Here is an 11456-nt window from a genome sequence, read left to right as displayed (position 1 = left end):
CGTTACAAATGCTGCTAGGTGCCGACCATCCATTTGGTCAGGCCATGCCGGCCGCTGACCCCAAGTTTCGCGGTTGCGCGCTTGAGGTAGGTTTCGACGGAGCTGTTTTTGAGGCGCAGTTTTTCGGCCATTTCCGGCACAGTCCCGCCCGTGAGCAGGCCCAGGCAGACTTCCTGTTCGCGCGTCGACAAAGTGATGTCGCACAGCGTCAGGCGCTTGTGGAACTCACGTTGAATTTGCGTTTGCTCATGGTTGGTCACCGGGGCCGTCATCCAGCCGCCCATTCTTTTGAGCGTGTTCTGACGGCTGAACTGGGCATAGCTTTCGATCAGCGGCAGCAAGGCCTCGGACAGGTTCTTGAGCAGCGACAGTTCGGTCAGGGAAAAATCGCGCTGGCTGTGGGAGCGGAACAGCGTCACCACGCAGCGCCGGTTACCCCGGCGTGACACCAGCGTGCACTGGTGGGCGTCGGGCTGCGCGGCCTTTTTGCTGCGGGTGTTCATGCGGATCAGCAGCGAGTCTTCCATCTCGAACACTTCCTTGAACAGCGGGTGTTCTTCGGGGTGGCGAGTGCTGTGGGGCGGCGCGATGTCGGCGGCTGTACCCGCGCTGCCCAGCGCCTTGATATCCACCAGGCTGGCTTGGGACTCGTCGATGGTCCACTCACTGAGCGTCAACGCCGTGACAGGCAACAGCTTGTCGATCAGCTTGAGCATGTTGAGTGCGAAGTGATCCTGGTCGGTGCTGGAAATCAACTCGCCTAGTATGAAATAGAACTGCGGACTGTCCGCATTTCGAATACTGCTGGTTAAATCCATAGCCCGATCATCCTTGATATCGACGGTGTGTTTTTGTTGTACGAGCGATGAGCGCGGTCATCGTTCTCTCCTCAAGAGGGTGCTGCCAGGGTTCGCATTAGGCCTACCCATTGCGGGACGGTCTGCAATGGAAACGGGGGACATCCGGCAAGCCGGGGTCGCCTCTCGCGGATTTGCCCCGCGCCTGCCGGGTATTTTCCCTGGCGAGGGTTTTGTACAGGCTTTCAGGGACAGCCCGATTTCAGGCAATCCGTACACTTGGCAGCCCCGGCATCCTGGCCGGTTGAAGCGGTTGGCCTGACGGACCATGCCCGGTCTTGAGTGTATTTGAGGACGTAATCCATGAATAAAGAGCATGAGAACCCGCCTAAACCAGGCTCGGTCATGCGCCTGCTGTGGCGAAACCATCCCTGGCTTGCCTTCTTTTCGATGTTGACCGGTATTGTCAGTGGGGTGGCGGCAATCGCCGTGATCAACGTGGTCAACCAGGCCATCTATGAAGAAGGCTCGCGCCTGCACTGGCTGTATTGGTTCATTGGCCTGACGGTGATCGCGCTGGCGTTTCGTAACGCCGCCACCTTGTTTCCGGCCTATGCCAACATGAAGTTGATGACGCGCCTGCGCATCGCGCTGTGCCAGAAAATCCTCGCTTCGCCGCTGGAAGAAGTGGACCGGCGTGGCCCGCCCAACGTGCTCACGCTGCTGACCACGGACATTCCCCAGCTCAACGCGACGCTGCTGGTGATGCCGGTGATGTTGGTGGAATCGACCGTGTTCATGTTTGGCCTGGCGTACCTGGCCTACCTGTCCTGGACGGTGTTCGCAGTGACGCTGGGGCTGCTGGCCGTGGGCGCCATGCTCTACGTCTTTTTGTTCCTGGGTGGCGTGAAATACACCGCCCGCGTGCGTGATGAATTCACCGCTTTCAACGAGCATACCCACGGGCTGGTCTTTGGCCTCAAGGAGCTGAAACTCAACGGCATTCGCCGTCGCTGGTTCGGCCGCTCGGCGATCAAAGAGTCGTCCACCCGCGTGGCCCGGTTCAACTTCATCGAGCACCTGTGGTACTTGGACGCTGAAAACATGGGCCTGCTCACCCAGTCACTGCTGATCGGCAGCCTGGTGTTCGCCTTGCCGCTGCTGGTGGCAGCCGACAGCAAAGTGCTCACTGCCAGTGTCTTGACGGTGATGTATATCCTGGGCCCGTTGGGGCTGTTGATCAGCACCATGCCGGTGATGGCGCAGGGGCGGGTTGCCGTCAGTCGTCTTGCCGAGTTCGGGTTTTTGATCAACGAGCACCATGGCGAAGAGCCCGAGGCCGACACCTCCAATGTGTTGCGCCTGGAGCACAAAAAACCGTGGCGCCAGATCTCGCTCAAGGGCGTGAAGATGAACTACCGCGGAGCGGATGCCGAGAGCGGTTTTGGCCTGGGCCCGGTCGACCTGACCATCAACAGCGGTGAGTTGATCTACATCATCGGCGGCAACGGGTGCGGCAAAAGCACCTTGGTCAAGGCGCTTTGCGGGTTGTACGTTCCCCAGGATGGCCAGATATTGCTTGATGGCGTGGCGGTTACCGATGAAAACCGCAATGATTATCGTGACCTCTTTTCCGCGGTGTTCAGTGACTTCCACCTGTTCAATCGCCTGATCGGTCCCGATGACGAGGAGGCCAGCCCGGCGCTGGCGCAGAAGTACCTGGCGACCCTGGGGCTGGAAGACAAAATCAAGATCGAAGGGCTGGGGTATTCCACCACCAAAGAGCTGTCCTACGGTCAGCAAAAACGCCTGGCCCTGGTCTGTGCCTACATGGAAGACCGTCAGGTGTATGTGCTCGACGAGTGGGCTGCGGACCAGGATCCACCCTTCAAGCGTTTCTTCTATGAAGAGCTGTTGCCCGATCTCAAGTGTCGCGGCAAGACCGTGCTGATCATTACCCATGACGATCAATATTTCCAATTGGCAGATCGCATCGTCAAGTTGTCGGACGGTCATATCGTTTCCGATGTCATCGTTGCGGCGCAAGATCGCATCGCCTGATTCACCCTGCTGTTCCCACCTGTCCTGAAACCCTGACGCCCGCCGCCTTAACTGGCCGCGGGCGTTGTCTTTTATTGCGTAAAAAATAGTTGTTTATCAGCTAGTTAAAGATGAATTTGCAAAATATTTCTGTGGCCCTGAAATGTCCGGGTTTCGGGTGACATACAGCCTATGGGGCCGGTGCTTAAATCTGCCAATACCGTTATCGGGTGGTGCGTGCGTGTGCCTGTTTTATGGGGTTTTCGCAACACTTTTCGGGTCAATGAGTGGCGTGATCACCTGACAATTTAGCGATATCTATCGTTTGTTTTCGCCTCAACTTCCATCGCTGCTGCGCTGTGATTCAGGTGGCACTGACAAAACTCTGAGAAGGACTTTATGAAACGTTTTTTTGCAGTGGCCGTAGGCGACGTTGTCGCGAAAGAGTGTGCTTCAAACAACGTTGTCGTTACCCGTCTTGCCGCGCAGGTGATCGCATGAACACCTACGTACAGACCCCTCAGACGTTCCCCCTGACCGCCGCACAAAAAGCGATCTGGCTGGACCAGATCGGCCACGGTGATTCGCCGTTGTACAACATCGGTACTTACCTTGAGCTCAACGGGCCCATCAGTGCCGAGCTGATGCAGCGCGCGGTCGAGCAACTGGTGGCCAAGCACGATGCCTTGCGCCTGAGCTTGCTTGATCAAACTGACGCTGACGGCGTGCCGCTGCAGTACGTTGCGCCCTCAGTGCCGGTCCAGGTGCCGCTGTTTGATGTGTCAGGCCACGCCGACCCGGCCGGCAGCGCCATGGCGTTGATCGATGAACACATGGCCCGGGCGTTCTGCATGACCCAGGCCCCGCTGTTTCGTTTTTTCCTGGTCAAGCTGGACGAGGCGCGCTACTACTTCGCCAACCAGGCCCACCACATCATTTTGGATGGCTGGGCCTTTGGCGAAATGCTGCAATCGCTGGGCGACCTCTACAGCCACTTGGCCGAAGGCCGGGAACCGGACCTGCAGACCTCGTCCTATATCGATTTCATCGACGACGACGCGCGTTATCGCGAGTCGGCCCGCTACGCCAAGGACCGCGAGTACTGGCAGGAGAAATACCGCAGCCTGCCGCTGCCATTGTTTGTCGCCCGCCACCGCGACCGCTTCGCCAAGGGCAAGGCGCCCGGTCATCATCACATCCGTGCATTCCCGGTAGCGCTGCACGAGCGCATGGGCGAGCTGGCCAAGGTGCTGCAAGCCTCGGCCTACCATGTGCTGCTGGCCGCCATGTATGTGTATTTCACCCGTACAACCGAGCGTGACGAGTGGGTGGTGGGCCTGCCGCTGCTCAACCGCTCGGCCAAATTCAAGACCACCCTGGGCATGTTCACCCAGGTCAGCGCCGTGCGTTTCAGCCTGGGCCGCGCGTTGAGCTTTGGCGAGTTGGTGAGCGCGGTGCGCGACACCCTCAAGCAGGATTACCGTCACCAGCGTTTCCCGCTCAGCGGCATGAACCTGCGCACCGAAGGCGGCCAGTTGTTCGACATGACCCTGTCTTACGAGCAGGACGATCACCTGTACCAGTACGCCGAGCTGCGCGGGCACACGGTCAAGGTCACCAACAACCACGAGCAGATGCCCCTGGGCTTCCACTTGCGTGCGAGCAACCACAAGGACAAGGCGTGGGCGCATTACGTCTATAACGAGGCGTATTTCGACGCCGCTGAAATCGAGTCCCTGGCCGAGCGCTTCACCCATGTGCTGGAGCAGGGCCTGGACAATCTCGACCTGGCCGTAAATGAGTTCTCGCTGAGCACCCAAGCCGACCGTGAGTTGTTGCAACAGTGGAACGCCAGCGTCGGCACTTACCCCAGCCACGACACGATTCATGGCCTGTTTGAAGCCCAGGCGGCTGCACGGGCCGACGCCACCGCGTTGCTTTTTGAAGGCCAGCGCCTGAGCTACGGCGAACTGAACCGTCGCGCCAACCAGGTTGCACACCGCCTCTTGGCGCTGGGCGTACGCCCGGATGACCGCGTGGCGATCTGCGTTGAACGCGGCCTGGAGATGATCGTCGGCCTGCTGGGCATCCTCAAGGCGGGGGCCGGTTACGTGCCGATCGACCCGGCCTATCCGCAGGAACGCATCAGCTACACCCTGCAAGACAGCGCCCCGGTCGCAGTGCTGGTGCAGGCCGCCACGGCCTCGCGCGTGGCCGAACTGTCGGTGCCGGTGCTCGACCTGGAGGCGGGCGACTGGCAAGCAGAATCCACCGTCAACCCGGCTGTGCCGGGCCTCACCTCGGCGAACCTGGCCTATGTGATTTACACCTCCGGCTCCACCGGCCTGCCCAAAGGCGTGATGATCGAACATCGCAACGTTTCGCGACTGTTCACCGCCACTGAAGATTGGTTCAACTTCAACGATCAAGACGTGTGGGCGTTGTTCCACTCGTTCGCTTTCGACTTCTCGGTGTGGGAAATCTGGGGCGCGCTGATCCACGGCGGCCAGTTGCTGGTGGTGCCGCAACTCACCAGCCGTTCCCCCGACGAGTGCTACGCACTGCTGTGCAGCGCCGGCGTGACCATCCTCAACCAGACCCCCAGCGCGTTCCGTTCGCTGATCGCCGCACAAGGTCAAAGCGACCTCAAGCACTCCCTGCGCCAAGTGATCTTTGGCGGGGAGGCCCTGGAGCCGGGCATTCTCAAACCCTGGTATGCGCGCATGGCCAACGCCGGCACCCAGCTGGTGAACATGTACGGCATCACCGAAACCACGGTGCACGTGACTTACCGCCCGCTGGAAACCGCCGACGCGCAACTGGTCGGCGTCAGCCCGATTGGCGGGCGCATTCCGGACCTGCGTCTGTACGTGCTTGACGCCCAGGGCCAGGCGGTCCCGCACGGCGTTGAAGGCGAGCTGTACGTGGGTGGCGCGGGCGTGGCGCGGGGTTACCTGAACCGGCCGGAACTGAACGCCGAACGCTTCCTCAACGACCCCTTCGACCCTACACCCGGCGCGCGCATGTACCGCACCGGCGACCTGGGCCGCTGGCTGGCCGACGGCAGCATCGACTACTTGGGGCGTAACGACGACCAGGTGAAAATCCGTGGTTTCCGTATCGAACTGGGCGAGATCCAAGCGCGCCTGGCCGCCTGCGACGGTGTGCGCGAAGCGGTGGTGATCGCCCGTGAAGACACGCCCGGCGACAAGCGCCTGGTGGCCTACCTGATCGCCGCCGAAGGCTGCGAGCCTTCTGCCGCCGAGCTGCGTACCCAGTTGCTGGTGCACCTGGCCGATTACATGGTGCCGGGCGCCTTTGTAATGCTCGACAGCCTGCCGCTGACCACCAATGGCAAGCTCGACCGCAAGGCCTTGCCCGCGCCGGACGCCGATGCGCTGGCGCGCCGCACGTACGAGGCGCCGCAGGGCGAGCTGGAAACTACCCTGGCGCGCCTGTGGAGCGAGTTGCTTGGCGTGGAGCAGGTGGGTCGCCACGACCAGTTCTTCGAGCTGGGCGGCCACTCGCTGCTGGCGGTCAAGCTGATCGAGCGCATGCGCCAGGTCGGCCTGAACGCCGACGTGGGCGTGCTGTTCGGCCAGCCCACCCTGGTCGCCCTGGCCGCCGCCGCCGGTAGCCGCCACCAGGTGCAAGTGCCGATCAACTTGATCGCCGCCGGCTGCACACGCATCACCCCAGACATGCTGCCGTTGGTGCAATTGCCCCAGGAGCAGATCGACCTGATCGTCGCGGGCGTTCCCGGTGGCGTGGCCAACGTGCAAGACATCTACGCGCTGGTGCCGTTGCAGGAAGGCATCCTGTTCCACCACCAGACCAGCACCGACGGCGACCCGTACCTGCTGCAAGCCGTGCTGCGCATGCGCAGCCGCGAACACGTGGCGGACTTTATCGAGGCCTTGCAACAGGTCATCGCCCGCCACGACATATTGCGCACCTCGGTGGCCTGGAGCGGCCTGGACGAGCCGGTGCAAGTGGTCTGGCGCGAAGCCCGCCTGCCGGTGCAGGAAGTGACGCTTGCACCGTCGCAGGGGGACGTGGCCACGCTACTGGCCGCGCGTTTCGACCCGCGCCACACCCGCATGGACCTGACCCGTGCACCGATGATGGCGCTCAATTTTGCCGAGGATGTGGCGGGCGGCGGTTGGGTCGCGGTGTTGCAGTTCCACCACTTGATCGACGACGCCACCTCGCTGGCCCTGCTGGGCCAGGAAATCGAAGCCTGCCTGCACGGTCGCCACGCTGAGCTGGCGCCGTCGGTGCCGTACCGCAATTACGTGGCGCAGACCCGGCTGGGCATCAGCCAGGCGGCCCACGAAGCGTTCTTTCGCGAGATGCTCGCAGACGTCGACGAGCCCAGCCTGCCGTTCGGCCTGCAAGACGTGCAGGGCGATGGCCGGGGCATCGGGCAGGCCACCTTGCCGGTGGCGCCCGCGCTGGGCCAGCGCCTGCGCGCCCAGGCCCGCCGCCTGGGGGTGAGCAATGCCAGCCTGCACCATTTGGCCTGGGGCCAGGTGGTGGGGCATTTGTCTGGCCGTCGCGACGTGGTCTTTGGCACCGTGCTGATGGGCCGCCTGAGCAGCGGCCAGGACGCCGACCGGGCCTTTGGCATGTTCATCAACACCTTGCCGCTGCGCGTCGAAGCGGGCGGGCAGGGCGTTGAAAGCGCCCTGAAAACCACCCACGCACGCTTGGCCGCCTTGCTTGGCCACGAGCATGCGCCGCTGTCCCTGGCGCAGCGCTGCAGTGGTGTGGCCGCGCCCACGCCACTGTTCAGCTCGCTGCTCAACTACCGGCATGCCGCCGTAGGCGCGCAGTCGGCTGAAGACGCCGGTAAGGCCCTGAGCTGGGCGGGTGTGCAAATGCTCGGCGGCGAAGAGCGCACCAACTTCCCGCTGATGCTCTCGGTGGACGACCTGGGCGACTCGTTCGGCCTGACCGTTCAAGCCGTGGCCGGTGTCGACCCGCAGCGTGTCTGCGGCTACATGCACCGTGTGCTGCAAGCCCTCGCCGACGCGCTGGAAACCCAGCCCGACCAGGCGCTGCACCACCTGGCGATCCTGCCCGACGCCGAGCAGCACTTACTGCTGGGCGACTTCAACGCGTTTGACGCGCTTTACCCGGCCACCCCCAACGTGCACACGCTGTTCGAGGCGCAGGTGCAACGTCAACCCGACGCCACGGCCGTCACTTATCAAGAGCAATCCTTGAGCTACGCCGCGTTGAACGCGCTGGCCAACCGGATCGCCCACCGCCTGATCGCCGACGGCATCGGCGCCGACGACCGTGTGGCGATCTGCGCCGAACGCAGCCTGGAGATGGTCGCTGGCCTGCTGGGCATCCTCAAGGCGGGTGCCGGTTACGTGCCGCTGGACCCGGCCTACCCCGACGAACGCCTGGCCTACATGCTGCACGACAGCGCGCCCAAGGTGCTGCTGACCCAGCAAAGCCTGGCGCAACGCTTCAGCGCTTCAACCGCGCCCACGCTGTTGCTGGACCCGCAAGAACGCGCCGTCAACGGCATCGATGCCCAGCCCGCGCACAACCCGCAGGTCACGGGCTCGCTGGCCTACGTGATCTACACCTCCGGTTCCACCGGCCAGCCCAAGGGCGTGGCCATGCCGCACGCGCCGCTGGTCAACCTGATGCAGTGGCAGATCGCGCAAACCCTCAGCGACAACCGTGTGGCCCAGCGCACCCTGCAATTTGCCGCACTGGGGTTTGACGTGGCGTTCCAGGAAGTCTTCAGCACCTTGTGTGCCGGGGGTGAGTTGTCGCTGATCCATGGCGATGTGCGGCTCAATTTCCGCGAACTGTTCCGCCATATCTGCGAGCAGCGCGTGCAGCGCCTGTACCTGCCGTGCATCGCCTTGCAAGCCCTGGCCGAAGCGGTGGCCGAAGCGCCTGAGCTCGCCGCGCTGCCGTGCGCCTTGAGCGATGTGATCACCGCCGGTGAACAGCTGCGCATCAGCGAGCAGATGCGCGCGCTGTTCCAGCGCCTGCCGGGTTGCCGCCTGCATAACCATTACGGGCCTACCGAGTCCCATGTGACCACCGCCCTGACCCTGGACGGTGATGCCGCGTCCTGGCCGGTGCTGCCGTCCATTGGCGTGCCGGTGGCCAACACCCGCATCTACCTGTTGGACGAACAGCTGCAACCGGTGCCGCTGGGCGTGGCTGGCGAGCTCTATATCGGCGGCGCCTGCGTTGCGCGGGGCTACCTGCACCGCGACGACCTCACTGCCGAGCGTTTCCTGGCCGACCCGTTCGTGGCCGGGGGGCGTGTGTACAAGACCGGTGATTTGGGTCGCTACCAGCTCAACGGCGAAATCGACTACCTGGGCCGCAACGACGGCCAGATCAAGATCCGTGGGTTCCGGGTGGAGTTGGGCGAAATCGAAGCGCGCCTGGCCCAGCACGCCGGTATTCGTGACGCCGCCGTGCTGGTACGTGAAGACAGCCCGGGCGACAAGCGCCTGGTGGCCTACTTCACCGCCCAGGCCGAGCAGGCACTGCCGGGTATCGATGACCTGCGTGCGCACCTGCAAGCGCTGTTGCCCGACTACATGATCCCGGCTGCCTACGTGCAGTTGGACACGCTGCCGCTGTCGCCCAACGGCAAACTCGACCGCCGCGCCTTGCCGGTGCCCGACGTCGATGCCTTTGCCAGCCGCGAATACGCCGCCCCGCAAAACGCCATCGAAACCACCCTGGCCGAGCTGTGGGCCCAGGTGCTGGGCGTGGCCCGCGTGGGCCGTCACGACAACTTCTTTGAACTGGGCGGCCACTCGCTGCTGGCGGTCAAACTGATCGAGCGCATGCGCCAACAGGGCCTGAGCGCCGACGTGCGCGTGCTGTTCGGCCAGCCGACCCTGGCGGCCCTGGCCGCTGCCGTGGGTGGCGGCAACGAGGTCCAAGTGCCGGCCAACCGCATCCCGGCCGACTGCACGCACATCCGCGCCGACATGCTGGCGCTGATCGACCTGAGCCAGGACGAGTTGGACCGCATCGTCGCCCGCGTGCCGGGCGGTGCGCCAAACGTGCAGGACATCTACCCGCTGGCGCCGTTGCAGCAGGGCATCCTGTACCACCACATCACCAGCGAGCAGGGCGACCCGTACCTGTTGCAGGCCACCTTCGGCCTGGACAGCCGCGCTGAGCTCGACACGTTTGCCCAGGCCTTGCAGGCGGTGATCGACCGCCATGACATCACCCGCACCGCCTTGCTGTGGGAAGGCCTTGAACAGCCGGTGCAAGTGGTGCTGCGTCGCGCCGAGCTGGCGCTTGAAGAGCTGCGTTTCGATGCGGCCCACGGCAGCGTGCTGGAGCAACTGCACGCGCGTTTCGACCCGCGCCAGGTACGGTTGAACCTCAGCCAGGCACCGCTGCTGCAACTCTCGTATGTACACGATGAAGCCAACCAGCGCTGGCTGGCGATGCTGCTGTTCCATCACATCGCCATGGACCACACGGCGCTGGACGTGATCAGCGAAGAAGTCCAGGCCTTCCGCAAGGGCGAGTTCGCCCAGCTGGACGCGGCCATGCCGTACCGTAACTACGTGGCCCAGGCCCTGTTGGGGGTGAGCCAGGCGGAGCACGAGCAGTTCTTCCGCGAAATGCTCGGCGATGTCGATGAGCCGACCCTGCCGTTTGGCCTGCAAGAAGTGCAGGGCGACGGCCTGGAAGCCGAAGAGGCCAAGCTCCAGCTGGACGCCGGCCTGTGCCGGCGCCTGCGAGCGCAGGCCCGTCACCTGGGCGTCAGCGCAGCCAGCCTGCACCACCTGGCATGGGCCCGGGTGCTGGCCAGTGTCAGCGGCCGCGACGACGTGGTGTTCGGCACCGTGCTGCTGGGCCGCATGCAAAGCGGTGAGGGCGCCGACCGCGCCCTGGGGATGTTCATCAATACCTTGCCACTGCGTGTGGCCGTGGGCACCCAAGACGTGCGCGCCGGTGTGCGGGCCACCCATGCGCGGTTGACCGCGTTGCTGGGCCACGAGCACGCACCGCTGGTGGTGGCGCAACGCTGCAGCGCCGTACCGGCGTCGTCACCGCTGTTCAGTTCGATCCTCAATTACCGTCACAGCCCGTTGCTGGAGAGCGAAGGGCCGCAGTATTGGTCGGGCGCCGAGGTGATCGAGGTGCGCGAGCGTACCAACTACCCGTGCATGCTCTGCGTCGACGACCAGGGCGAAGGCTTCCTGCTCAGTGTGCAAACCACCGGCGTGGATGCCGGGCGCATGGCGGCCTACATGCAGACCGCCTTGCACGGCCTGGTGGACGCACTGGAAGCCGCACCCCACACCGCCTTGCAACACCTGCCGGTGCTGCCGGCCGCCGAACGTGAAACCCTGCTTGAAACCTTCAACGACACCGTCACCGATCACGCGCTGCAGCAGACCCTGCACGGCCTGTTCGAGGCCCAGGTGGAACGCACGCCCCATGCCGTTGCGGTCCAGGCCGAAGGCCAGAGCCTCAGCTATCAGGCGCTCAACGAGCGTGCCAACCGCCTGGCCCACCACCTGCGTGAACTCGGTGTGCAACCGGATGCGCGCGTGGCGATCTGTGTCGAGCGCGGGCTGGACATGGTGATTGGCCTGTTCG

General features: G+C 63.8%; 3 protein-coding genes. 2 read left to right on the top strand and 1 reads right to left on the bottom strand.

All coding sequences use genetic code 11. The annotated features are described in order from the left end of the window. Nucleotides 1–14: 14 nt before the first annotated feature. Entirely contained in the window at nucleotides 15–818 is an 804-nt protein-coding gene (locus ACW9H9_RS11085; RefSeq protein WP_457343195.1) for a helix-turn-helix transcriptional regulator, read from the bottom strand. 342 nt (nucleotides 819–1160) lie between these two features. On the opposite strand from ACW9H9_RS11085, the gene ACW9H9_RS11080 reads away from it, so the two are divergent. Together ACW9H9_RS11080 and ACW9H9_RS11075 are read left to right on the top strand one after the other, a co-directional pair. Continuing rightward, entirely contained in the window at nucleotides 1161–2858 is a 1698-nt protein-coding gene (locus tag ACW9H9_RS11080; protein ID WP_457343194.1) for a cyclic peptide export ABC transporter, read from the top strand. 476 nt (nucleotides 2859–3334) lie between these two features. Further along, nucleotides 3335–11456: amino acid adenylation domain-containing protein (locus ACW9H9_RS11075; RefSeq protein ID WP_457370428.1), on the top strand; the 8122-nt coding region annotated here is incomplete at its 3' end.

The sequence above is a fragment of the Pseudomonas sp. SDO5215_S409 genome (genome assembly GCF_054071325.1).
Note: the sequence above shows the minus strand (reverse complement) of the source record. Positions and strands in the feature narration are given on the sequence as shown.